The 24713-nt window shown below is 46.4% G+C and carries 19 protein-coding genes; all 19 read left to right on the forward strand.

Annotation, left to right across the window (positions count from 1 at the left end; all coding sequences use genetic code 11):
* Positions 1–8: 8 nt before the first annotated feature.
* The 19 genes from G9G57_RS10140 (at position 9) to G9G57_RS10230 (ending at position 24672) form a co-directional block, all read left to right on the forward strand.
* Positions 9–659, forward strand: a complete 651-nt coding sequence (locus G9G57_RS10140) for a GerMN domain-containing protein (protein ID WP_025365091.1) — start codon at positions 9–11, stop codon at positions 657–659.
* 213 nt (positions 660–872) lie between these two features.
* On the forward strand, positions 873–1547 hold the full coding sequence (nth, locus tag G9G57_RS10145; protein WP_025365090.1) for an endonuclease III: 675 nt from the start codon (positions 873–875) through the stop codon (positions 1545–1547).
* Between the two features lie 67 nt (positions 1548–1614).
* Positions 1615–1887 carry a hypothetical protein gene (locus tag G9G57_RS10150; RefSeq protein ID WP_013310628.1) on the forward strand — a complete coding sequence of 91 codons (273 nt, stop codon included), beginning with the start codon at positions 1615–1617 and terminating at the stop codon, positions 1885–1887.
* A 177-nt stretch (positions 1888–2064) separates the two neighbouring features.
* Positions 2065–2610 carry a glutathione peroxidase gene (locus G9G57_RS10155; RefSeq protein ID WP_019687820.1) on the forward strand — a complete coding sequence of 182 codons (546 nt, stop codon included), beginning with the start codon at positions 2065–2067 and terminating at the stop codon, positions 2608–2610.
* A 184-nt stretch (positions 2611–2794) separates the two neighbouring features.
* The gene (locus G9G57_RS10160) at positions 2795–6463 is read left to right on the forward strand and encodes a dynamin family protein (RefSeq protein ID WP_044785173.1); all 3669 of its coding nucleotides are present in this window, start codon (positions 2795–2797) and stop codon (positions 6461–6463) included.
* 257 nt (positions 6464–6720) lie between these two features.
* Positions 6721–8496 carry an ABC transporter ATP-binding protein gene (locus tag G9G57_RS10165; RefSeq protein WP_164964896.1) on the forward strand — a complete coding sequence of 592 codons (1776 nt, stop codon included), beginning with the start codon at positions 6721–6723 and terminating at the stop codon, positions 8494–8496.
* Positions 8493–10331 (forward strand): ABC transporter ATP-binding protein, encoded by a 1839-nt coding sequence (locus G9G57_RS10170; protein WP_164964897.1) that lies wholly within the window; start codon positions 8493–8495, stop codon positions 10329–10331. Before G9G57_RS10165 ends, G9G57_RS10170 begins: the two co-directional genes overlap by 4 nt.
* A 129-nt stretch (positions 10332–10460) precedes the next feature.
* Positions 10461–11645, forward strand: a complete 1185-nt coding sequence (gene purT / locus G9G57_RS10175; RefSeq protein WP_019687815.1) for a formate-dependent phosphoribosylglycinamide formyltransferase — start codon at positions 10461–10463, stop codon at positions 11643–11645.
* Positions 11638–12099 carry a GNAT family N-acetyltransferase gene (locus tag G9G57_RS10180; protein WP_016822130.1) on the forward strand — a complete coding sequence of 154 codons (462 nt, stop codon included), beginning with the start codon at positions 11638–11640 and terminating at the stop codon, positions 12097–12099. Before purT ends, G9G57_RS10180 begins: the two co-directional genes overlap by 8 nt.
* A gap of 205 nt (positions 12100–12304) precedes the next feature.
* Positions 12305–13042: a CAP domain-containing protein gene (locus tag G9G57_RS10185; protein ID WP_016822129.1), complete on the forward strand. Its 738-nt coding sequence runs from the start codon at positions 12305–12307 to the stop codon at positions 13040–13042.
* A gap of 226 nt (positions 13043–13268) precedes the next feature.
* Positions 13269–13949: a TIGR00266 family protein gene (locus G9G57_RS10190; RefSeq protein ID WP_016822128.1), complete on the forward strand. Its 681-nt coding sequence runs from the start codon at positions 13269–13271 to the stop codon at positions 13947–13949.
* A 176-nt stretch (positions 13950–14125) separates the two neighbouring features.
* The gene (locus G9G57_RS10195; protein ID WP_164964898.1) at positions 14126–15073 is read left to right on the forward strand and encodes a GDSL-type esterase/lipase family protein; all 948 of its coding nucleotides are present in this window, start codon (positions 14126–14128) and stop codon (positions 15071–15073) included.
* Positions 15073–16149: an ABC transporter ATP-binding protein gene (locus G9G57_RS10200; RefSeq protein WP_164964899.1), complete on the forward strand. Its 1077-nt coding sequence runs from the start codon at positions 15073–15075 to the stop codon at positions 16147–16149. The genes G9G57_RS10195 and G9G57_RS10200 overlap by 1 nt, the downstream gene beginning before the upstream one ends.
* Positions 16142–17131 (forward strand): ABC transporter permease, encoded by a 990-nt coding sequence (locus G9G57_RS10205; RefSeq protein WP_164964900.1) that lies wholly within the window; start codon positions 16142–16144, stop codon positions 17129–17131. The genes G9G57_RS10200 and G9G57_RS10205 overlap by 8 nt, the downstream gene beginning before the upstream one ends.
* Positions 17132–17229: 98 nt before the next feature.
* Positions 17230–19209 carry a DNA topoisomerase IV subunit B gene (gene parE / locus G9G57_RS10210; RefSeq protein ID WP_017427592.1) on the forward strand — a complete coding sequence of 660 codons (1980 nt, stop codon included), beginning with the start codon at positions 17230–17232 and terminating at the stop codon, positions 19207–19209.
* Between the two features lie 22 nt (positions 19210–19231).
* Entirely contained in the window at positions 19232–21694 is a 2463-nt protein-coding gene (gene gyrA, locus G9G57_RS10215; protein WP_017427593.1) for a DNA gyrase subunit A, read from the forward strand.
* 275 nt (positions 21695–21969) lie between these two features.
* Positions 21970–22440, forward strand: coding sequence for a MarR family winged helix-turn-helix transcriptional regulator (locus G9G57_RS10220; RefSeq protein WP_016822123.1), 471 nt, complete (start codon positions 21970–21972; stop codon positions 22438–22440).
* Between the two features lie 260 nt (positions 22441–22700).
* Positions 22701–23186: a MarR family winged helix-turn-helix transcriptional regulator gene (locus tag G9G57_RS10225; protein WP_017427594.1), complete on the forward strand. Its 486-nt coding sequence runs from the start codon at positions 22701–22703 to the stop codon at positions 23184–23186.
* Positions 23170–24672 carry a DHA2 family efflux MFS transporter permease subunit gene (locus G9G57_RS10230; protein ID WP_038978030.1) on the forward strand — a complete coding sequence of 501 codons (1503 nt, stop codon included), beginning with the start codon at positions 23170–23172 and terminating at the stop codon, positions 24670–24672. Before G9G57_RS10225 ends, G9G57_RS10230 begins: the two co-directional genes overlap by 17 nt.
* Positions 24673–24713 lie beyond the last annotated feature (41 nt).

The following is a 24713-nucleotide window of genomic DNA, read 5'->3' on the forward strand; positions in this document are numbered from 1 at the left end:
ACAGACATATGAACAAAAAAATCGTAATTGCAGGTCTGCTGGCACTGTTTGCCATTGCAGGTGCAGGGTGTGCCTCTAAGCAAACATCGGCTCCTGCGACTCCATCTCAGGAAACACAAACTTCAGCTGCACAAAATAGTACACCCGAACAGACGACCCCTGATCCATCAGCTCAGTCTGCTGAAAATAATGGAGCGAGTCAAACACCTGCATCTCCGTCGACGGAGCCTACAAAGACCAAGACAGACACGGAAAAGTCAGGAGATCGTCAAACACAGCAGATCACGGTGTACTACACGGATACACAAGAGAACGGCTTAAAAGAACAGAAAAAGGAAATTACCTATCCAAGCGAGCTGGAAAAATTCCAAAAAGCGTTTGAAGCTCTACAAAAGAGCGGTGATTCTGCTCTGGTTCCATTGTGGTCCGAGAAAATTACCGTGCATAAGATCAAATTGGATAACGGTGCATTGACCTTTGATATTTCCCTGCCGGATGAGGCTCGATTGGGAGCTGGCGGTGAGGAATTGGCTATCGATGCCTTGAAGCAAACGATGTTCCAATTCAAGGAAGTCAAAACGCTGGATTTGCTCGTAGATGGTCAATCTCTAGAGTCCTTAATGGGACATGTAGATTTGGAGCATCCTATGAGCCGCTAATCGATCAGACTGTATGAAAATTTCTTGGGAATTTACACACTTTTCACGTGCAATCTGTGACAGATAATGATAATATAGGAGTGTATTTCTCGCCTATGCAGGCAGTCATGCACAAATAGTATTCGTTTCTTTCCGGATGATTATTTAGAGTGACCGTCTTGATGCGGGCTATCCCGTATCAAGACGTTTTTTTTGCTAGGAGGTAGGATTTCCGTGAATGCAGCAACCGCACGTCATATATTGGACACCATCGGTACGATGTTTCCGGATGCCCATTGTGAGCTGAACCATGACAATGCTTTTGAATTAACGATTGCCGTGTTATTGTCTGCTCAATGCTCCGATCAGATGGTCAATAAAGTAACGGCAGACCTGTTTCAAAAATACAAGTCACCTGAGGATTATTTGGCAGTTCCTCTTGAGGAACTGGAGCAGGATATTCGTAGAATCGGCTTGTACCGAAACAAGGCCAAGCATATTCATAACCTCTGCCGGATTTTAATAGACCAGTACGGGGGAGAGATACCTTCGGAGCATGATCAGCTGGTCAAGCTACCTGGTGTTGGCCGCAAGACGGCTAATGTCGTAGTATCTACTGCCTTTGATGTACCAGCTATTGCGGTAGATACGCATGTAGAGCGCGTTTCCAAACGGCTCGGCTTTGCAGGGTGGGATGATTCAGTGCTTGAGGTGGAAAAAAAGCTGATGAAAAGGGTGCCTAGGGATGAATGGTCTGTGACCCATCACCGACTCATTTTTTTCGGACGCTACCATTGCAAAGCTCAAAACCCTCAATGTCAGGTATGTCCATTGCTTGATGTGTGCAGGGAAGGCAAGAAACGTATGAAAACGTCTCTTATCAGAAAAGATAAGAAACGTAGAGCTTAAAGACCCGAATGACCTATAAAGGTAATAGAGGGTTTAACCATTTATGTGTAGAAAAGGATGAAGAGTAATGAAGTGCATTTCGGTATATACAGACAATTTTGAGGCGTTCTCCGATATTTTTGAGCAAATTGTAACAACAGAGTTTGCTGAAAACGAAGAGCGCGAGCTAGAGGGAATCACAGTTAGTCATTCTGGTGATGTACCCGAGCATTACTTGGAGCGTATGTCACAAAAGCCAGAAGTGGTTGTAATGAAGGATAAATCCCGTGGGATTACGATTTTACAGCATGGTCAAGTATTTGAAATTTTGCTGCCAGTGCTTGAGACTGCAGCTAATTAAGTGCAATTTGCGGACGACATGCGTTGCATGTTCCGGTGTAGGCGGCTCGGCTGGTCTAACCAGCCTGTAGGCGCATATTAACACAAACCTTGAAGAACGTCATAAAACGCTGGATATGGACGATTTCACATGTTTAAATATGAAATCTTCAATTACATTTTCAGAGGAGTTTCTTAAATGAGCATTTATGATTATTCAGCCATTGCGATGAACGGCAAGGAGATTGTCCTTAGTGATTATAAAGATAAAGTAGTGTTGATTGTAAATACGGCCAGCCAGTGCGGATTTACATTTCAATATCAGGATTTGCAGCGTCTATATGATCAATTTAAGGATAGAGGCTTGGTGATTCTCGGTTTTCCATGCAATCAATTTGCCGATCAAGAGCCGGATTCCAATGAAAGTGTGCAAACATTTTGTACTCTGAATTATGGTGTCGCGTTCCCTATGTTTCAAAAGGTGAATGTACGTGATGAGCAGGCTCACCCGTTGTTTACATATCTTGCTTCGTCGTTGCCCTTTGAGGGCTTTGATGAAACGCATTCGGTTGCCAAAATACTTATTCCTTTAATTCATGAGCGTCATCCTGAGTACTTACCAGGAGATTCGATCAAATGGAATTTCACGAAATTCCTGATTGATCGGAACGGGAAAGTGATCAAACGATTTGAAGCAACGACTGACCCTCTGGATATGGAAGAATATATTGAAGCATTACTGTAATGATCTGTTTTGGATATTATTAATAAACTTATGGTTTCCATTTACAAGAACAGCGTTCCCGAAAGCCAGGTACAGGCAGGGAGCGCTTTTTTAGTTTTTTTAATGTGATGATTCTCACAGTGGCTTAGGAATGCTACAATATAGCTATTTGGTGCAGATAAGACAAGGAGTGAAACCGTAGCTTATGATGCAAACGATTACAGGAGACGCAGAAAAGTGGTTGAATACGATAGAACAGATACAGAATACCTTTCGTAAAGCGGGGGATGAAGCGGGAGCGAAGGCAGTAGGGGATTTGCTGGAAAAAGCGCATGCACAAGAGCTGACCATTGCCTTTTGCGGACACTTTTCAGCAGGTAAATCGAGCTTGATTAACAGCCTGTGCGGTAAAACCGTGCTGCCATCTGGACCGGTACCTACGAGTGCTAATGTAGTGTCCATCCGTCATGGACGTTCGAGAGCGCTTATTCATCCAGCCCGATCGGCAGAAAACCCGGAGCCGGAAATCGTGGAAGCTTCCCTATCTGAGCTTGCTGAGTATTGTAAAAATGGTGGGGCCTATGAATCCGTTGAAGTATGGGAGGATATCCCGATATTATCTGGCGGAGGAGTGCTGCTGGATACCCCCGGCGTAGATTCCACAGACCACGGACACGCGATGGCGACGCATTCAGCTTTACATTGGGCTGATATTGTTTTTTATGTGATGGACTACAATCATGTCCAATCTGAAAACAATTTGTCCTTTGCCAAAAGTTTGTCGGATTGGGGCAAGCCGTTATATTTGATCATCAATCAAATCGATAAGCACCGAGAGCGGGAGCTATCATTTTCACGTTATCGTAATGAGGTGGAAAGCAGCTTTCATGCTTGGCAGGTACATTACACGGACATCCTGTTTACTTCCTTGAAGGAGCAAAATCACCCCTGGAACCAGTGGGAACAGTTGACGTGCTTAATTCCGAAATTGCTGGAGCGCAAAACAGAGCTTTTGGCTTATAGTTTAGTGTCCTCTATGCACCATTTGGTAGATCAGCATGTGGAGACAGTGCAGGCTGCTGAAGAAGAGGAACTGAACGTACTGCTCAAAGAAGCAGGTGGAGAAGAAGCCATTTTGCGCCTGGACATAGAGCAGAAAACCTTGCAGCAAGAAGATGAACACTGGAGGATGCTTCCAGAACAGGAGCATAAACGGCTGCGTCAAGAGCTGGATCATCTATTAGAACACGCTCACCTCACGCCTGCGGAGCTACGTGAAGCGGCTGGCGAATATTTAGAGAGCCGTAAGCCGGGCTTTAAAACAGGGTTATGGTTTGCCGGAGGCAAGACAGAGCGAGAAAAGGAGCGCCGTTTGGATCGGCTGGCAGAGATGCTGGCTGATCAGGTGGAGGGACAGCTGTTGCCACATGTGCGTGAGTTACTGAGGTCATGGGGAGAAGGTCAAGGTTTGTGGACCGCCGCGATGGAGCAGGAGCTGGATGACATCCGCCCTGTAATGGATCGGCAACTGGTAGAGCAGACAGTAAAGGAAAATGCTTTGTCTCCTGAGTACACGTTGAACTATTGCAAGGACCTACGCGCTGCTGTGACCGCTGATTGCCGCCGTAAGGCGTTGGCGCTGGTAGACCGCCTGCTGGCCCAGCTTGCGGTTCGGGTCAACTCCCACCGTGAGGCTCTCGCGGATGCGCGCACAGCGTTGCTGGCGCAGGCGGACGCGGCGAGCCGCTACAGCACTCGCGTGCAAGCCTCAGCTTCGCACGCCAACCTGCTGCGTAGCTTGCTGCCGCAGGCTTCCGCGCCTGGCGGGTTGCCCCGGGTGGGCACGCCTGCTCCTGCGGCTGAGACCGCCGCTGCTGCCCCGACAGATACGGCATCAACTGGTGCCGTGCGTCCAGACATTGCTGGCTCGCGCAACGGATCGGTGCAGTCACAAGCAAGCACGACGACAGCGCGGTCTGCCGCCGGGGGCCGCCGTACGCGACTGGATGCAGCAGCGACACGATTGAAGGCCGCCGCTGCATTAATAAGCCCGTACCCTGCCATGCAGGCGGCTGTTCGGGATTTGCATGCGCGTGCCGCCGCACTGGAGGACGGGCGCTTTACATTGGCGCTATTCGGAGCGTTCAGCGCCGGGAAGTCCAGCTTTGCCAACGCTTTGTTGGGCGAAGCGGTGTTGCCCGTATCGCCGCATCCGACGACAGCAGCGATTAACCGCATTATGGCGCCTACAAGTCATGAGCGCCATGCCACGGCTGACGTCCACATGAAATCAGTGGACGCATTACGGGAAGATCTTAAATACTCTTTTCGGTTATTAGGATTGGGAGAGCCAGCGTCCGTGGGCTGGCAAGAAGCCGTAAATGCGTTATCACCGGAAGGCATTCATCCTGCGGGAAGGCCTCATTACAGCTTTTTGAAGGCTGCTGCGGCTGGATGGAAAGAAGCTGAAAGCTTGCTAGGGCAACAGCTTCAGGTGAATTTAGAACAGTATCGGGATTTTGTCGCATCCGAGCGTAAATCATGCTTCGTAGAGCATATCGACCTTTACTATGATTGCGCTTTGACTCGTCAGGGCATCGTGCTAGTAGATACGCCAGGTGCCGACTCTGTGAATGCGCGGCACACGGGCGTGACCTTCAATTATATGAAGCATGCAGACGCCCTTGTATTTGTGACATATTATAATCATGCGTTTACACAAGGGGACCGACAGTTCTTAAATCAATTGGGCCGAGTCAAAGAGACATTGGCGCTGGATCAGACATTTTTTATTGTCAACGCATCTGATTTGGCTTCTTCTGAAGAAGAATTACATTCTGTGACTCAGCATGTACAGGAACAACTTCAAGCGAACGGAATCCGCAAGCCGCGTATTTATCCGCTTTCCAGCATGCTGGCGTTGGAAGCAGCCGAGCGGGGAGAGCTTTCGCTGCGTTCAGTTTCACGGTTTGATGCGTTTGAAGATGATTTTTCGGCATTTGCAGCCGAAGAGCTGGCAGGTTTGTCCATTGCAGCTGCTATGCAGGAGCTGGGACGGCTGCGGAACCGAATAGAACAACATGCTGCTGATGCTCGGTACAGCGCTGAAGAGCGAGAGATCCGAATAGAGCAATTAAATCGAATCCGTAGGGAGCTGGAGGAGGTGCTCCTTGGTTCGACTGGTAGCAATGGTGGATCTGTGTTGTCGGACGAAACCGATGAACTGCTGTATCATGTACGTCAAAGGTTAGCCTACCGAACGGGTGAATTTATGGCAGAAGCGTTTCATCCATCTGTTCTGCGTGAAGGAGTAGGTGATCTTCGTTCGGCTTTTGCATCTTGTGGTCGTGAACTGCTGCGATTGATCGAACTGGAGCTGTCTCAGGAATTGCTAGCAACCACACTCAGACTGGAAAAAACCGGGCAAGCTTTAGTGCGTAAGGCTATCCAACAGTGCGTAGATCACATGAACCATCAGTTGAATGGATTAGATTGTACAGTTCCTGAATTCAGAGAATGGGCTGTTCCCGAACTGATGGATATTTCCTTGCAGGAGTCCATTCAGTGGAAGGATTATTGGAATAGCTTTAAAAATCCAAAGCTATTTTTTGAAGGGACGGGGCGTGCGAATTTACAAATTAGACTGGAGCCCATATTACGCCAGCTAATCGGGGAAGCTGTGGATCAGCAGCGAGAACGATTGTCTTCTTTTTACGTTGCTATGATGCAAGAGGAACAAACGTGGCAGAAAGCACAGCTACGAGAGCAAATGCTGGAGACAATTCGTGGCATGGAGCACGCACTTAAGGGCGGTGAGAAGCCACAAGTTTGGGAAGAGCTTGCTGATCAGCTTGCGAATTTAGAGTCCATATAAATATGTTCACGATTGCTTTAAGGTCAGGACACCGGGTTGTGGGACAATCCGGTGTTTTAAGCATACTTCAAAAAAGAAAGGAAAACTGAGGAAATAGCCATATTCAATGATAAGAAAGCGATTTAATTTGTCTAATCACCTACCAATTGGGAACCTGCCTGAAAACGGCCCGTTATCCTCTTTGCCGCCTTGGAACACGGATGGTAAACTTCACTAAGCCATATAACAACGTCGTGCAACTAATGGAGGGACTTGACATGGAAGTGCTCAGGCAACTGCAAGTTTTTTTTCGAGAGAGGAGACATTATCTATTTCTTTCCATTCTATGCCTTGCGATAGCGACGGCCTTGGGACTGGTGTATCCGAACCTGCTCCAACGGCTCATTGATAACGCTATCATTCCCGGTGAGTTTGAGAAAGTTCCAGTTCTGGCTCTGACTGTACTGGGAGTCGTGATCATCAAAGGGTTTATGCAATTTTTACATGGTTTTTTTGGTGGACGGCTAGGTAACTACTTGGCGTATCGACTTCGCAATGCCTGTTACGAAAAGCTGCAATTTCTATCCTTCAGATATTATGACACTGCCAAAACGGGGGATCTTATGTCCCGTCTGACGGGGGATTTGGAGGCGATCCGCAACTTTATCGGGTTTGGTTTTGCCCAGCTCCTCAATGTGCTACTGATGGTCGTATTCGGCTCTATCATGATGCTGTATATTAATTGGCAGCTCACCCTCTTTACGATGATCAGCATGCCATTGCTACTCTTCGTCACATTCAAATTTGAATCACGGATTCATCCCACCTTTCAGGAAATGCGAATTGCTCTCAGCGCCCTGACAACAGCGGTACAAGAAAATATTACAGGTGTGCGAACCGTTAAATCTTTTGCTCGCGAATCCTATGAAGTTGAAAAATTCTCCGTACGTAATGAGCAGTACAAGAGCAACCAGATTCAGGCTGCTTCCTTATGGAGTCGATTTTTCCCCGCGATGGAACTGATTGCCTCGGTCAGTGTGGTTCTTCTCCTGGGGATGGGTGGATATCTGGTTATACAGAAGTCAATGACCTTGGGGCAACTCGTCGCCTTCTTTAGCTTAATTTGGTATATTATCGGTCCCATCTGGAGCATTGGTTTTCATATCAATAACTATACGCAGTCCAAAGCTTCCGGTGAAAGGGTTTTGGAGTTGCTAAACCAGTCTGTAGATGTAACTGATGAAGCTAATGCACTTACACTCAACGCCGATCAGGTGAAGGGACATGTGACGTTTGAACATGTTACCTTTGCTTACGGAAATAAGCTACCTGCTGTTGTTGACATCAATCTGGATGCGCCACCGGGATCGGTCATTGGGATTTTAGGAGGAACAGGGTCCGGGAAGTCGACCATAATTCAACTACTCATGCGAGCTTATAATGTGAATGCAGGCAGCATCAAACTGGATGGTACGGATATACGTCATTTGAAAATTCGTGATTTACGTGCTCAAATTTCTTCCGTGTTTCAGGAGACGTTTCTGTTCTCGTCCTCCATACGCAACAATATTGCATATGGATTAAGTCATGTCAGTATGGATGACATCATACGCGTTTCCAAGCTGGCTCAGGCGCATGAATTCATCACTGAATTACCGCTTGGCTACGACACTGTCGTCGGTGAACGTGGATTGGGACTGTCCGGAGGGCAGAAACAACGGATTGCCATCGCACGCGCACTACTCAAAAATCCAAAAATTCTGGTTCTGGATGATGCTACCAGTGCGGTCGACATGGAGACGGAGCATGAAATTCAGTCCGGTTTTCAAGAGGTTATGCGTGGACGCACAACGTTTATTATAGCTCACCGAATCTCCTCGCTTCGTCATGCCAATGAAATTGTGGTGCTTGAGGAAGGACGAATCGTCCAACGTGGAACACATGAACAGCTCATTGCTACTCCAGGTCCATACCAAGATGTGTATCATATTCAATACGCCGATTACATAGCGGAGGCTCCAGGCGGTGTATCCGAAGGACAGGTGAGACCATGAATATTCCAGTAGAAAAAGCCAAACCGTTAAAGAAGCCGACCAATGAGCGCTTTGTCTATCAAGATGATGAGGTTATTGATAAACCGTTTAACTGGGCGGAATTCAAACGTTTGCTAGCATACATGAAACCTTATGCCCGTCAGATTCTGCCGATTCTTCTGATCATGATGATTCTAGGCACGATTACTAAGCTGACGGTTCCATATTTGATCAGTCTGGCCATTGACAAGGCCATTGCTCCTGCATCGCCTGCACTACCTAGCGTAAAGTTATTGTTGCTCATCACGGGTGCCGTGCTCTTGTTATATTTAATCCAATGGGCAGCCAGCACGTACCGTATTAAATTCACCAATATTATTGGTCAGCGGGTTATTTACGATTTGCGTGAAGATTTGTTCAAGCATATTCAGAAGCTTTCCTTCAACTTTTTTGATAAAAGACCAGCAGGTTCTGTATTAGTACGTGTAACGAATGACATTAACTCGCTACAGGATTTATTTACGAATGGTGCAGTGAACGTCCTGATTGACTGCGTACAGCTTTTCGGAATTATTGTCATTTTGCTGCTTCTTAACTGGAAGCTCGGTTTGGCAGTGATTGTGACTGTTCCGATCATGTTTTTGATTTCGACCAAGCTGCGAGTACGCATCCGTCGCGCCTGGCAAGAAGTACGCATGAAGAACTCGCGTATCAATTCTCATTTGAATGAATCTATTCAGGGAATTCGTGTGACACAAGCGTATACGCAGGAGCAGGAAAACATGGCTTATTTCGACGATATGAACAGCTCCAGTAAAAAATCGTGGGATAAGGCTTCTGCCATGAATCAGGTCTTTGGCCCACTTATTGATATTACCGGAGGATTAGGTACGCTTGTGCTGTTCTGGTTTGGAGCGCATTTAATTCAGACAGATCAGCTGACGGTGGGTTTGCTGGTTGCATTTGCCAACTATGTAGGGAACTTTTGGGAGCCGATTAATCGGCTAGGTCAAATGTATAATCAGCTACTGGTTGCGATGGCTTCGTCAGAAAGAATTTTTGAATTCATGGATGAACAGCCGAATATTGCAAACAAACCCGGAGCAAAAGCTTTGCCGCCTATTCGGGGTGATATTCAATTTGATAAAGTCATTTTTGAATATGAAAAGGGGCGGCAGGCGCTTAAAGGTATTAATCTCTCTGTCAAGGCAGGTCAATCTATAGCGCTTGTAGGTCATACTGGATCAGGTAAAAGTACAATTATTAATTTGCTCAGCCGTTTTTATGACATTACGTCAGGGAGACTCACTATTGACGGTTATGATGTGCGAGATGTCACAGTGGAGAGCTTACGCAGCCAGATTAGCATCGTGCTTCAGGATACATTTATTTTTTCGGGAACGATACGTGATAATATCCGATTTGGCCGTTTGGATGCAACGGATGAGGAGATTGAAGCGGCTGCGAAGGCGGTCAATGCTCATGAATTTATTGTTCATTTGCCAGATGGCTATGAAACAGAGGTAGAGGAGCGTGGGGGGATGCTGTCCATGGGTCAGCGCCAGCTCTTATCCTTTGCCCGTGCCTTACTGGCTAATCCGCGAATTCTTATTCTGGATGAGGCCACAGCCAGCATTGATACAGAAACGGAGTTGAAAATTCAGGAGGCCCTTCAGGTTCTATTGGAAGGCAGAACTTCTTTTATGGTCGCTCACCGTTTGTCCACCATCCGGAATGCTGATCATATCGTTGTACTGGACCATGGGGAGATCCAAGAAAGTGGTAATCATGAACAATTGATGAAAAAACATGGAATATATCGGGGGCTGGTGGAAGCACAGTTCAGATTTTTGTAAAAAAAAGATCAAAAAATCGCGTTTTTTGTAAATTAAAATGCCGAGCACTATTGCATTCTTGGAGCTAAACCCTGAAAATAAAGATGAAAAGAGATCAGAGCAATATCGTCAGAGGGGGAAGAGTTCAAGATGTGGGGTGCTCCTTTTTCTGCCAAGGCTAAGAAGATGCTACTGCTGGGTAGCGGCGAATTGGGAAAAGAAGTCATTATTGAAGCTCAGCGGCTTGGCGTGGAATGTATTGCTGTAGATCGCTATGAGCTGGCTCCAGCAATGCAGGTGGCCCATCGCTCTCACTGTCTGGATATGCAGGATGCTGAGGCGTTGAAGGCACTAATTCGCAAGGAACAGCCCGACATAATTGTACCTGAAATCGAAGCTATTGCTACGGGTGCTTTGGAAGAATTAGAGCAAGAGGGATTTCACGTAGTACCAACGGCACGGGCCGCTCGTCTTACGATGGACCGTGAGGGTATCCGCAGGTTGGCTGCCGAGAAATTACAGCTTCCGACTGCTGCCTACCGTTTTGCAGATCATTTTGAGCAGTTACGGTCGGCGGTTCAAGAGCTGGGCACGCCATGCGTGGTCAAACCCTTAATGAGTTCGTCGGGTAAAGGGCAGTCTGTATGCCGGACACTCGAAGACGCAGAATCCTGCTGGAATACGGCGCTGGAAGGCGCACGTGCCAAAACGACACGTGTCATTGTTGAAGCTTTTGTCCCGTTTGAGAGCGAAATCACCTTATTGACCGTCAGATCGGAATCAGGCACGACTTTTTGCCCACCGATTGGCCACATTCAAAAAGATGGGGATTATGTCGAATCCTGGCAGCCTCATGGCATGACGGACAAGCAGCTTTCGGAGGCGCAGGACATTGCCCGTACGATTACGGATGAACTGGGTGGTTACGGATTGTTTGGCGTAGAGCTGTTTTTAACGGCTGATAGCGTCATATTCAGTGAAGTATCCCCGCGTCCGCATGATACAGGTATGGTGACCATGATTACGCAGGATTTGTCTGAATTTGCGCTTCATGTACGGGCAATTCTCGGATTCCCGGTGCCATCCGTCACGCTGCTTACACCAGGAGCTTCAGCTACCTTAAAGGCAGAAGTGGCTACGCGCGATTTCGCAATAAGCGGTCTGCATGATGCACTATTGCTACCCCGGACACAGGTGCGAGTGTTCGGGAAGCCTGAAACCAAGCCGGGACGCCGGATGGCTGTAGCGCTTAGCGCTGCAGAAGATGTGGAAACAGCACGGAAGACAGCCAAAGAAGCTGCCAATATGCTGAAAGTGGAGGTAAATCATGTCTAACAGTGTGATGATTCCAGTACTGACAATTCGTTCCGTAGAGCTTGGCGATTGTGAAGCCGTAACTGGACTACTCAGAGAAGTCGGATACCCGATGACTTGTGGTGTTATGAAAGAAGTTATGGGAACAGCGCAGGAGGACAGTCAAGCGAATATGATGGTTGCAGAAATGGATGGTCGTGTAGTCGGAGTAATCGGCATGCATACGGCTCAAAGCCTGGCCTATCCTGATCCTGCTGTACAAATCACCATGCTGGTCGTGAGCGGGGAGTATCGCGGCGAAGGCATTGGCAAGCGGTTGGTTGCTTGTGGTGAGGAGTGGGGGCGTGCGCAAGGATGCTATCATTTATTCATTACTGGAGCGAATAACCGCATCAAACAAGTAGAGGCCCGTGCTTTCTACAACCGAATCGGCTTTGAGAAGCAAGGCTACCGTTTCAGCAAAAAGCTTAGATAATCAGCTTGCAACAAACAATCTAATACTTAAAGCCTCACTATTTTTAACTTCGTCCTGTTCGCCATTGCCGAGCAGGACTATTTTTTTTCCAACTTTTATACCATTGATGATGCTATAAAACATGATATACTGCTAGAGTAAAGATTACAAAGTTGTAACCTGAGACGTTCACACCAAGGCACTTATACAACAAGGAGATGACGAAATGAAGAATATGTTGAAAAAAACACTGGTGATGGGAAGCCTAAGCGCCATTTTATCCGCAGGATTCATCGTTCCGGCATCAGCTTCACCAGCTGACGATTTATCTGCTCAATTACAACAGTGGTTTCAAAATAACGGATACACAGTCAATATGTCCAACGGGACGACGACAATAACAAAGACGGTCATTAAGGATTATTCTGAAAAGGACAAGGCTAAAACAAAAACAGCAAATCCTTCTTCTGGCAAGCAAACGACGAATCAGGGTAACCAAAAGGCTTCAAAGTCTGTTAACAAGCAACAGACCCAAACACAAAACACCAATTCAGGTGCAGGTCAGTCTACAGATTCTAATGCACAACTCAGCAAGTCTCAATTTGCAGCTGAGGTTGTAAAGCTTGTAAACAATGAGCGCAGTCAAAAAGGTCTGAAGCCCCTCACATCTAATGCGAAGCTTACAGAAGTAGCCTTAGCGAAGGCGAAGGACATGAGCACGAACAATTACTTTTCCCATACATCTCCGACTTACGGTTCACCCTTTGATATGATGAAAAAATTCGGTGTAACTTATACGTATGCGGGTGAGAATATTGCAATGGGACAAAAAACACCACAAGAAGTGATGAAGGCCTGGATGAATAGCCAGGGACATCGTGAAAATATCTTGAAGGCAGAATATACACAAATCGGTGTGGCTTACTACAATGGATATTGGGTACAAGAGTTCACACGTAACTAAGTTGATAGAGAAAACGTTCTAAACGTCATTTCTGTTTATAAAAAGATAGTGACGTACGTAATGTAAAGACCCGCTGACAACGTTCAGCGGGTCTTTTTATGTCGCTCATGTCACTTCAGGCATAAATCATTGCTCTATACCAGAAAAGACATAAGGGACGTGCTTATAGTATGATGACAGTAAGCTGAATGGATAACAGACTACTTTTGGAAAGCTAGGTGAACAAATGAGCTACGAAATCGTGCATGAAGGTGCTTTTGCTATGCTTAAGGTGCAGTTGAACCCCGGAGAAACCATTAAAGCAGAAATGGGAGCGATGGTTTCCATGTCTTCCAGTGTAGATATAAAGGGGACGGTAGACGGTGGGCTGTTACGTGGTTTAGGCAGAATGCTGAGCGGAGAAAAATTCTTTTTTCAAGAGCTGAGAGCAGCCCGGGGACCCGCTGAAGTACTGCTAGCCCCCGCAAGCATAGGTGATGTACAAGCAGTGGAACTGGATGGCACGTACAGGCTGTTGGTCCAAAAGGACGGTTTTTTGGCCTGTACGGAAGGGATTGAGGTTAGTACCAAAATGCAAAACCTGATGAAAGGTTTATTCTCCGGTGAAGGTTTTTTTATTGTAGAAATCAGTGGCCGAGGCACAGTATTCCTATCCTCGTATGGAGCCATTCACCCCATTTATATCGCGCCAGGAGAGGAGCGTATTATTGATAATGCTCATCTAGTGGCATGGCCGGATTATATGGATTATAGAATTGAAAAGGCATCTAAAGGCTGGTTGTCCAGCGTAACGAGTGGGGAAGCTCTTGTATGTCGTTTTCGCGGTGAAGGAACGGTACTGATTCAAAGCCGAAATCCGGGTAGTTTTGGACAATGGATTAGAAGTTTCATCCCTGATAGCAAATAGTTCCTTCCGTCTAATCCCGCTGATGAGAGGAAGGGCTATTCGCACAAAAAGTATAATAAAAGGATGGGAATTTGCCATCCTTTTTTAGTATGTTCATGGAAAATTATATGGGATTGTAATCATTGATTTTCGCTTGAACCAGAACGGTTTATTTGCAAAATGACAGGAGAAGCTTTATGTTTATTTCACCAAGCTATCAGGAGGGAACACGAGTGAATTCATCAAAATGGATTTGGCGGTCTGTCGGTTCCGTTTCCATTGCCGCCACACTGCTATTATTGTACGGATTTATTGCAGCAGTACGAAGTATTACGGCTCCAGAGCCATTGGTAAGTACTCAACCTGTACAATCCGGTTCATCGCAGACACAAACTGCACCATCGGCTACTGCTCAGACGGAAGAGTTGCGTGTAGCTGCCATTGGCGATTCGTTAGCCAAAGGAACGGGGGATGACTCCGGAAGTGGTTTTGTGCGTCGGTCGGTGACTTTGTTAAATGATCAGGAAGGACATAAAGCTCGGCTCATAAATAATCTAGGGATTAATGGACTGACGACTCAAGGACTATTAACCAAGTTGGATGAGCCTGGTGTGTCTTATGTACTGAAGAAGGCTAATGTGATTATAGTTTCGATTGGCGGAAATGATTTATTTCAGGGCGCACAGGCGGCCCAAACCGGCAAAGAGCCACCTACACTCAGCGGTTTGCGCAAAGCTCTGCCTGATGCAGCCAAACGTCTGCAAAAGGTGCTAACAAAGGTAGGGAAAATTAATCCGAATGCTAAAATTGTCTATGTAGGATTGTATAATCCATTCAGTGATCTGCGGGAAATGAAAATTCCCGGTAATCTTGTGGTAACAGAATGGAATATGGCTGCCATGGCAATTACCAACCAAAACAGTAACATGACGCTGGTTCCAACTTTCGATTTATTCGAGCAAAATTTGCCCGTCTATTTATCATCCGATCATTTTCATCCCAACGGACAAGGCTATCAGGCAATCGCTGAACGTATCGCACAAGGATTTGCTGTTACCGCAACGAAGGGTAACGATCATGTAAATCCTAATCAACAGTCTACAAGTAGCCAACCTGCAGAAGCGAAAAAGGGAGGGAACAAGTAATGAGCATCCAATCTGCTGACAAGACCGAGGCTGGCGTGACCCAAGATTCGACATCCACGAATGCAGTGTCCAGTCTTCATTCCTCCAATCAGGTTGGTAGCGCAGAGAGAGACAGCAGCAATAATGAAATCGTGCTCTCTGTTCAGCATGTTAAAAAACGAATTAAACGCAAAATGATCATTCATGATGTAACGTTCGACGTTCGCGCAGGTGAAATTTTCGGATTTCTCGGCCCAAATGGAGCAGGAAAAACGACGACTATTCGTATGCTGGTCGATTTAATTAAGCCTACGGAAGGGACGATAACCGTATGCGGTCATAATGTAAATCGTGACCCTGAGCAGGCTTTACGGCATATTGGTTCTATTGTGGAAAATCCAGAGGTGTACAGCTACCTGACAGGATGGGAGAATTTAGAACATTTTGCCCGCATGCAGCCTGGTGTTGATGAACAGCGCATCCGCGAGGTGGTTGAGTTGGTTCGGCTCGATCGTCGCATCCATGATAAGGTAAGTACATATTCACTGGGGATGCGCCAACGTCTTGGTATAGCTCAAGCCTTGCTTGGCAGACCTAAGCTACTCATTTTGGATGAGCCGACGAACGGGCTAGACCCCAAGGGAATCAAAGAGATGAGAGCTTTTATCCGTTTGTTAGCGGCAGAAGGCATGGCTGTATTTGTTTCCAGTCATTTGCTCAGCGAGATCCAGTTGCTATGTGATCGTGTGGCAATTATTAGTCGGGGAAAGGTGCTGGCTGTTGGTGGGGTACAGGAACTGGTTGAGACACACTCACATATGGCTGTATGGCAGCTGGAGCCTCGCGATCAAGGCCTTGCCCTATTGCAAAATTCTCCGTATGTGCACATAATTACGAACGTCGATGAATTAATTGATGACAGCATTGTTGCAGGCAGCGGAGTCGATGCTATTTTTACAGAAATGGATGAAGAGCATATTGCGAAGCTGGTCGCACACATGACAGCTTCCGGTATTTCCGTTAAAGGTGTAACCAAAATTAATCCTACACTGGAGCAACTATTCCTGAAAATGACGGAAGGTGAGATACTTGAATAATATTTTACCGCTCGTACAAAATGAAACCCTTAAAATTATCAAGAAGAAACGATTTTATGTCATTTTACTTGTTTTGCTTGTGCTTGTGCCGATTTTTACGTACGCTCAGATGAAAGTGGCAGAAAACAATCGCAAGAAATTCGGCAATGATTGGCGGCTGGAACTGCGTCAAGCCATTACCGATAACCAAAACTCGCTGGGCAGCGATAGGGTTCCCGAAGAATGGAAGACCTATCGTCGGGTCTTTGTGCAGCAGATGCAATATTATCTGGAAAATGACGTGAATCCTAATGAGCCGAGTGGCGTCACTTTTACCAGAGAGTTTATGGATAACTCCATAAATCTGTTCGTTCCGTTGTTGATCATGGCCATTGCTTCGGACTTGGTTTCAGGAGAACGGACGACAGGCACGATAAAAATGTTGCTGACTCGGCCGGTCAGGCGGTGGAAAATACTGCTGAGCAAGCTGCTGACACTGTATATGTTCGTTTCGCTCATCATTTTGGCCGTATTTGTCATTAGTTATCTCATATCAGGCTTGTTTTTTGGTTTTCGTGGTTTTAATGTTCCGGTATTTACCGGCTTTCAAATTGTTGGATCGACGGTGGATTTGTCTGCTGTACATGCAATTCCACAATGGCATTACCTGATGCTGCAAGCCGGATTGATCTGGTTTGTCAGTCTGGTGGTTGCTTCGTTAGCCTTTATGGTATCTGTTCTGGTACGTAGTACAGCTGCAAGTATCGTGGTCATGATGGCCGCGCTCATTTCGGGCACTATACTGACCAACATGGCTTCATCTTGGCAGAGCGCCAAATATTTATTTATGGTTAACCTCGGATTAACCGATTATTTATCTGGAAGCCCTGCCCCGATTGAGGGAATGACCCTGCCATTTTCTTTAGTTGTACTGGGCATTTGGGGGGCTGCGGCGTTGATTGTTTCATTCGCCGTCTTTACGAAACGGGATATATTGAATTAAAATGGACAAGGTAAAAGAAAACATCTGTTTGCATTTTTGGTGAAAACCATCAAGAATAAGGCAAAACACGGTTATGATTAGACAAAGGGGGAGCATGAATGGTCGACAAAATCGACTTGTCTGCGGGAGCTTCCAGTACACAGAACGGAGCTTCAGAATATGGCGCGGACGACATTCAAGTGCTCGAAGGGCTTGTGGCAGTTCGCAAACGGCCGGGCATGTACATCGGGAGCACCAGTTCTTCGGGACTGCATCATTTGGTATGGGAAATTGTAGACAACGCGGTGGATGAACATCTCGCCAAGTTTTGCTCTCGCATTGATATCACAATGCATAAGGACGGTTCTGTAACAGTATCAGACAACGGGCGCGGTATTCCTACGGGAATGCACAAAATGGGAATCCCTACGCCTCAAGTTGTATTCACCATTTTGCACGCCGGAGGTAAGTTTGGCGGTTCGGGATATAAAAAGTCCGGGGGTCTGCATGGGGTAGGTGCGTCTGTAACGAACGCTCTTTCGGAATGGCTTGAAGTGGAAATCTACCGGGACGGCAAGATTCACCGTCAGCGGTTTGAATATTGGCAGGACAAGAAGGGCGTGGAGCATGTCGGTGAACCGACCACAGGCCTTGAAGTGCTGGGCAATACTAACAAGACGGGTTCAAAAATTACATTTAAACCGGATATTCGCGTTTTTCAGTCAGGAATTCATTTTAACTATGATACGCTGGCTGAGCGTCTTCAGGAAATTGCTTTTCTGAATTCCGGCCTTCGTATTCAGCTTAAAGACGAACGCAGCGGAAAGTCAGATGAATATTTTTATGAGGGTGGAGCAAGTCAGTTTGTTTCTTTTTTGAATGAGGGCAAGGATGTACTGCATGATGTCATTCATTTTAATGCCGAGAAAGAAGACATTGAAGTGGAGATTGCCATCCAATACAATGCCGGCTACACAGAGACGATTGCTTCGTTCGTTAACTCCATTCCGACACGTGGCGGGGGTACGCATGAAACAGGCTTCAAAACCGCTTACACTCGTATCATGAACGACTATGCACGCAAAACAGCGATGTTGAAGGAAAAGGATAAAAACCTGGAGGGCAACGATCTACGTGAAGGTATGATGGCTGTAATCAGTGTCAAGATGGCCGAGGTTGAATTTGTCGGTCAGACAAAAGATCAGCTGGGTAGTGCTTCGGCGCGGAGTACAGTGGATGCCATCGTGTCTGAACAAATGCAGCGCTTTTTGGAGGAAAATCCACAGATAGCGCAAACCTTGATCAGAAAGGCAGTTCAAGCATCCAAAGCGCGTGAAGCTGCACGTAAGGCTCGGGACGAAATGCGCTCTGGCAAGAAACGTAGTGAAAGTTCTAATTTGAATGGCAAACTGTCGCCTGCGCAGTCTAAAGATTTTACACGTAATGAGTTATTTATCGTGGAAGGCGATTCGGCTGGAGGATCGGCCAAACAGGGACGGGATTCCAAAATTCAGGCGATTTTGCCACTAAAGGGCAAGCCGATGAATCCGGAAAAATCAAAGTTGGCGGATATTATGAAAAATGATGAGTACCGTGCTATTACGGCAGCGATTGGCGCGGGGGTAGGAACAGAGTTCACGCTGGAAGACAGCAATTATTCCAAAATCATCATTATGACCGATGCAGATACGGATGGCGCGCACATTCAAGTACTGTTGTTGACGTTCTTTTATCGGTATATGAAAGAACTCATTGATGCAGGACGCATATTTATTGCTCAGCCGCCATTGTATAAAATAACCCGCAAGTCGGGTAAGCTCGAAACAGTTCGTTATGCCTGGACTGACGAGCAGCTTGATAATTACTTAAAAGAGTTTGGACGGAATTTCGAGCTTCAACGTTATAAAGGACTCGGGGAGATGAACCCTGATCAGTTATGGGAAACGACAATGAATCCCGAGTCACGCACCCTGTTGCGCGTTCAGATTGAGGATGCTGCCAAAGCTGAACGCCGTGTGTCCACATTGATGGGTGATAAGGTGGATCCGCGTAAGCGCTGGATCGTGGAAAACGTGGATTTCACGGAATACGTAGAGTAGTGCTATTAAATGAGGTGTAGACATGAGCTTATCGGAGCAATTTTTGCCAGCTTATCTGGAGGAAATGGTCGGTGACCGCTTTGGCCGATATTCCAAATATATAATTCAGGATCGGGCGATACCTGATGTACGGGATGGATTAAAGCCCGTACAACGCCGGATTCTGTACGCGATGTACGATTCGGGTAATACCCCGGAAAAAGCGTATCGCAAATCCGCCAAAACCGTTGGGGACGTTATGGGTAATTACCATCCTCACGGTGATTCATCTATTTACGATGGGATGGTACGGATGGCGCAGCCTTGGAAAATGAGCCACGTACTGGTGGATGGCCACGGCAACTGGGGTTCTCAGGACGACGATCCTGCGGCAGCTATGCGTTACACGGAGGCACGTTTGTCTCCGATTGCAATGGAAATGCTACGTGATATCGAAAAACGTACGGTTTTGTTCAAGGATAACTTTGATAACTCGGCAAAGGAACCCGTCGTGCTGCCCTCCCGTTATCCTAATCTGTTGGTAAACGGATCTAGCGGGATTTCAGCGGGGTTTGCAACGGAAATTCCAACTCATAGCTTGCGTGAGGTGATTGACGCCACCATCGCAGTGATGGAAAAGCCGCAGATCGAACTGGAAGAGATTATGACCTTTATAAAAGGCCCAGATTTTCCGACTGGCGGACTCATTATGGGTGGCGAAGGCATCAAGGATGCATACAGAACAGGCAAAGGACGCATTTATATCCGTTCCAAAACGGAAATTCAGTCTTTGCGTGGAGGCAAGCAGCAACTGGTTATTACAGAGATTCCATACCAGGTTGTTAAATCCAGGCTCGTAACCGCTATGGAGAACATCCGTCTGGAGAAAAAGGTAGAAGGGATTGCCGAAGTTCGTGACGAGAGTGGACGAAATGGCCTGCGTATTGTTGTCGAGCTGAAGAAGGAAGCGGATGCCGAAGGTATTTTGGCATATCTGCTGAAAAAAACCGATCTCCAAGTGGCTTATAACTTCAATATGGTAGCCATCGTAAACAAAGCGCCGCACCAGCTTGGACTAAAATCCATTTTAGAAGCGTATATTGCTCACCAGCGTGAAGTTGTCACAAATCGCATTAAGTTTGAGCTGGAAAAGGCGGAGGACCGCGCACATGTACTGGAAGGTTTGGTCAAGGCGCTGAACATTCTGGATGAAGTCATTGCGGCTATTAAAGCTTCCAAAAATCGTCAGGATGCACAAAATAATTTGCAATGGATGTTTGGCTTTAGTGAACGGCAGGCGGATTCCATTTTGACTCTGCAATTGTACCGTCTTACGAATCTTGAAATTACCACCCTTGAAAAAGAACTTGCTGACATTCAGAAGAAAATTACTCAATACCGTTCTATTCTGGAAAGTGACCGCAAGCTGATCAGTCTGATCCGCAAGGAGCTGCTGGAAATTCGTGAAAAGTACGGCATTGACCGTCGTTCGGAAATACAGGGTGAAGTAGAAGAGATTAAGGTAAATCTGGAGGTCATGGTTGCGGCAGAGGATGTATTGCTAACTCTCTCGAAAGATGGCTATGTGAAACGTACGAGTATGCTGTCGTTCACTCGTTCTGGCGGGGATCGTTCAAATTCCGGAGTTAAAGAAGGGGACTACATTACTCAGTTCCTTGACGTGAATACACTCGATGTGCTGCTCGTCTTCACCCAGCGTGGACAATACTTTTTGCTGCCTGTGCATCAGATACCGGAGTATAAGTGGAAAGAGCCGGGCACTCCAATCGTTAATGTCATTTCGCTATCGAAGGAAGATCGAATCGTAAGTGTTATTCCGATCAAAAATATAGAGGAAATCGGCAAAAGCCTGGTGTTTGTAACAAAGAAAGGGCAAGTCAAACGAACGGAACTTACAGAATATGCCACAAAGCGTTCCAGTGCTGTAGCAGCCTGCAAGGTGGCTGGCGACGATGAGATATTATCAGTAACATTAAGCGACAATAGCAAAGATATTATGTTGATTACCCGTGCGGGGATGAGCATACGCTTCAAGGAGCAAGAGGTTAATGCCATGGGCCGCGTTTCAGCGGGGGTCAAAGGTATACAACTGGCGGAAGGCGATGAAATTGTCGCAGCACTATGGGTAGAAGAAGACGAAGGAGAGGTGCTGGTACTAACCGAATCCGGTTATGGTAAGCGTACGCTTCTGCTGGATTATCCTTCTCAGGGAAGAGGCGGTAAAGGAATCAGCACCTTCGAATTCAAGGAAGGCAAGCGGGTGCGTTCGAACGGAACTCGAATTGTGGCTGCCTTCTACTGTCGTGAAGCTGTTCAATTATTTGTCATCACATCAGAAGGACAGACGATGTCCTTCCTTTCGGAAAAAGCTCCTTTAACCGATCGCAAGGATACAGGCAAACTGCTGGCTCCGGTGGAGAAGAAGGACGAAATTGTAAATGTGCTGCCGCGTAGTGAGCCTCAGAGTTCGCAGACAGTAGAATAATTGTAAAGTCAAGCGTTTTTTAGCTCGAAAAAGAGGGGTCCTCACGTGCCATTCCAGCACGAATGAGGACCTTTTTGCCGTCATGCTGTCGAACCTTGACCTGTCTCCAAATCCGAAGTGAGACTTCCTTCCCCTTTTCATTTGATGCTCCAAAAACGGCAGGAAACTGAGGGGAAATGGCGAAAATTTAATGTGATGAAATACAATCCGGACGGTGGCCCATATGGTAACTTTGATGCTTTTACTGACCCTGTTATTCAAAGGAGTGAGGCAAAATGCAAACGACCGAATTTGCAAAAATCTGGTCCAGAATGGCTAAGGATTACAAGGTTCATATGGAGCAGCAACTAGCTCCATCACTAACGGAGGCTCAACTCACGGTGCTGGAGGTTCTGAACGAATACGGACGCATGAAGCCGTCTCAACTAATCCCATATCTCGCCACCACACCTGCGGCAGTTACGATGCTATTGGACCGGATGGAGCGGAATCGACTGGTCACCCGGTTCAGAGACGTAAAGGACCGTAGAATTGTATGGATTGTTATTTCAGATCAAGGCAGAGAAGAAGTGGAGCGCGGATTGCAAATTCGCGACGATTTTCTGGGTTCTGCGCTTAACCGAATATCTCAGCACAATCAGAATTTGCTGGTTTATTTGTTGGGGAAAATTACAACGAAGACGAAAGCGGCTGTATCAGCCAGTGAAGATGAGGGAATAAAGGAACAAATAGAGCGAGCAGAATAGCTAATTAGTGGATACATGGAATGTAGCTGTACACAGCAGATTAGCTTTCTAAGGGAATAGAAATGCGCGGATAGATGCCGATCCTGGTGTCATTTCCGCGCTTTTTTGTATCCCAAGTATAGGTAGTGTTTGGGGGAATGTTGACATTTACATAAGAGATGATAAAATAATAGTTATAAATAAATAACAATTCGTATACAAATAGTTACTAGTTTATGTATATGGGTAATGAATATGTATGGGGAAGAAGGATGGTTCTAGTGAGCGACAGAGAGGAAGACAGACTAGAGGTGTATCGGATTATTCAATCGGTAAGGGAGGTTAACAAGACGATATTTTATGCTTTCTGGAACGAGGAGCAGCATTTGGATCTAACGGCCATTCAGCACATGGCTTTGGCCATTCTGAATAAACGCCCCAATATTGGGTTATCCGAGCTGGCAGAGATAGCTCATGTGGGAAGCAGCTCTATGAGCGGGGTGGTTGACCGCTTGACCAAGGCGGGATATATCGCTCGCGGACGGCATGAGCATGATCGCAGATCTTTAGTACTGACGCTTACGACAGAAGGAAAAGATATAATGCAAAAGGTAGACGCCATGTGGATCGAGCGCGTCTTGCCAATTCTGGATATCCCGGAGGAGCAGCTAGAGTTGCTCTTGGATGTTCATAAACAAATGATCATGAAATTAACACCGAAGGGAATGAATCAACTTGAGCAGTCCTCAAATGACACTACCAGGTAATGTCCGCAGAGCACCCATTGTGGCCGCTCTGTTGATTGGCGCAATTGTTGCAATTTTAAACCAGACATTGATAAGTGTGGCTTTACCGAAAATGATGAGTGATCTGAATGTAGATGCCAATATAGCTCAGTGGCTTAGCACAGGCTTTATGCTCGTGAACGGGGTATTGATCCCGGTGACCGCATTCCTGATTGCCCGTTTCTCTACTCGTAAATTGTTTATTAGTGCAATGACTATTTTTTCAATCGGCACGCTGTTATGTGCAATAGCGCCGAGTTTTAGTATATTGCTGATCGGTCGGCTTATTCAGGCTGCGGGTGCAGGGATTATGATGCCATTAATGATGGTCGTTATCTTGAACATCTACCCAATAGAGCGTCGTGGCCGTGCAATGGGAACGCTGGGACTTGCGATGGGGTTTGCTCCAGCCATTGGACCAACCTTATCTGGTTATATAGTCCAGCACTATGACTGGCGAGTATTGTTCTGGATCATCTTGCCGATTTCTGTGATTTCGATTGTAATCGGATTTATTTTTCTGAAAAATGTAACCGAGCAGTCCAAGCCTAAGCTGGACATTCTCAGTGTTATTTTGTCTACACTCGGTTTCGGTGGGCTGTTATACGGCTTTAGTGATGCTGGAACATCGGGTTGGGGGAGTATTCCAGTGGTGTCTACACTCATCGTCGGGACGATTGCGCTTATTTTATTTATTGTCCGACAACTGAAGGTAGATGAGCCTATGCTGGAGTTTCGTATCTTTAAATACGATGTGTACAGCTTGACGACAATCATTAATGTTATTGTGACGATGGCTCTGTACGCCGGTATGATATTGCTTCCAATTTATTTGCAAAATATTCGCGGATTTACACCACTCCAGTCTGGTATGCTAATGTTACCAGGAGCGATTCTGATGGGGGTCATGTCTCCTGTGACGGGGGCTATTTTTGACCGAATTGGAGCGCGCTGGCTGTCTGTAATTGGATTGTTGATTATGACTGTAACGACTTGGGAATTTACACGTTTAACCGAATCAACCACCTATATGACACTGTTAATCAATTATACGGTACGAATGTTCGGGATGTCATTGCTGATGATGCCGATCCAAACGGCCGGACTGAATCAGCTTCCGCAACGATTAAATGCCCATGGTACGGCGATGGGCAATACGCTGCGTATGATTTCGGGCTCGATTGGGACAGCAATTCTAGTGACGGTGATGTCTACTCAAACCAGCAATCGTTTGACCACGATGGTTGCATCCGAGGGACTGAACGTTACGGACAAAGCGGGAATGCTGGCTGCTAGCAATCAAGCTACGATCTACGGTATTAACTCGGCATTTATCATTGCAACACTATTGAGCGTGACAGCTTTGGTATTGGCGTTTTTTATCAAAAATACGAATGCACAAAACGCTCGTGCCCGTCAACAGCTGGTGAACAGCGAGAAGGGGAAGACCATGGCTTCCTCATCATAAGCATGGATACATTTTCATTTGATTTTTGTGCAAAAAGAGAA

The organism is Paenibacillus sp. EKM211P, assembly GCF_011066175.1.
In the GTDB taxonomy this organism is placed as follows: domain Bacteria; phylum Bacillota; class Bacilli; order Paenibacillales; family Paenibacillaceae; genus Paenibacillus; species Paenibacillus polymyxa.

Coding starts and splice junctions, on each gene's coding strand:
- G9G57_RS10140 (WP_025365091.1), top strand. CDS start 9: ATGAACAAAAAAATCGTAATTGCAGGTCTGCTGGCACTGTTTGCCATT.
- G9G57_RS10150 (WP_013310628.1), top strand. CDS start 1,615: ATGAAGTGCATTTCGGTATATACAGACAATTTTGAGGCGTTCTCCGAT.
- G9G57_RS10155 (WP_019687820.1), top strand. CDS start 2,065: ATGAGCATTTATGATTATTCAGCCATTGCGATGAACGGCAAGGAGATT.
- G9G57_RS10160 (WP_044785173.1), top strand. CDS start 2,795: ATGATGCAAACGATTACAGGAGACGCAGAAAAGTGGTTGAATACGATA.
- G9G57_RS10165 (WP_164964896.1), top strand. CDS start 6,721: ATGGAAGTGCTCAGGCAACTGCAAGTTTTTTTTCGAGAGAGGAGACAT.
- G9G57_RS10170 (WP_164964897.1), top strand. CDS start 8,493: ATGAATATTCCAGTAGAAAAAGCCAAACCGTTAAAGAAGCCGACCAAT.
- purT (WP_019687815.1), top strand. CDS start 10,461: ATGTGGGGTGCTCCTTTTTCTGCCAAGGCTAAGAAGATGCTACTGCTG.
- G9G57_RS10180 (WP_016822130.1), top strand. CDS start 11,638: ATGTCTAACAGTGTGATGATTCCAGTACTGACAATTCGTTCCGTAGAG.
- G9G57_RS10185 (WP_016822129.1), top strand. CDS start 12,305: ATGAAGAATATGTTGAAAAAAACACTGGTGATGGGAAGCCTAAGCGCC.
- G9G57_RS10190 (WP_016822128.1), top strand. CDS start 13,269: ATGAGCTACGAAATCGTGCATGAAGGTGCTTTTGCTATGCTTAAGGTG.
- G9G57_RS10195 (WP_164964898.1), top strand. CDS start 14,126: ATGTTTATTTCACCAAGCTATCAGGAGGGAACACGAGTGAATTCATCA.
- G9G57_RS10200 (WP_164964899.1), top strand. CDS start 15,073: ATGAGCATCCAATCTGCTGACAAGACCGAGGCTGGCGTGACCCAAGAT.
- parE (WP_017427592.1), top strand. CDS start 17,230: ATGGTCGACAAAATCGACTTGTCTGCGGGAGCTTCCAGTACACAGAAC.
- gyrA (WP_017427593.1), top strand. CDS start 19,232: ATGAGCTTATCGGAGCAATTTTTGCCAGCTTATCTGGAGGAAATGGTC.
- G9G57_RS10220 (WP_016822123.1), top strand. CDS start 21,970: ATGCAAACGACCGAATTTGCAAAAATCTGGTCCAGAATGGCTAAGGAT.
- G9G57_RS10230 (WP_038978030.1), top strand. CDS start 23,170: ATGACACTACCAGGTAATGTCCGCAGAGCACCCATTGTGGCCGCTCTG.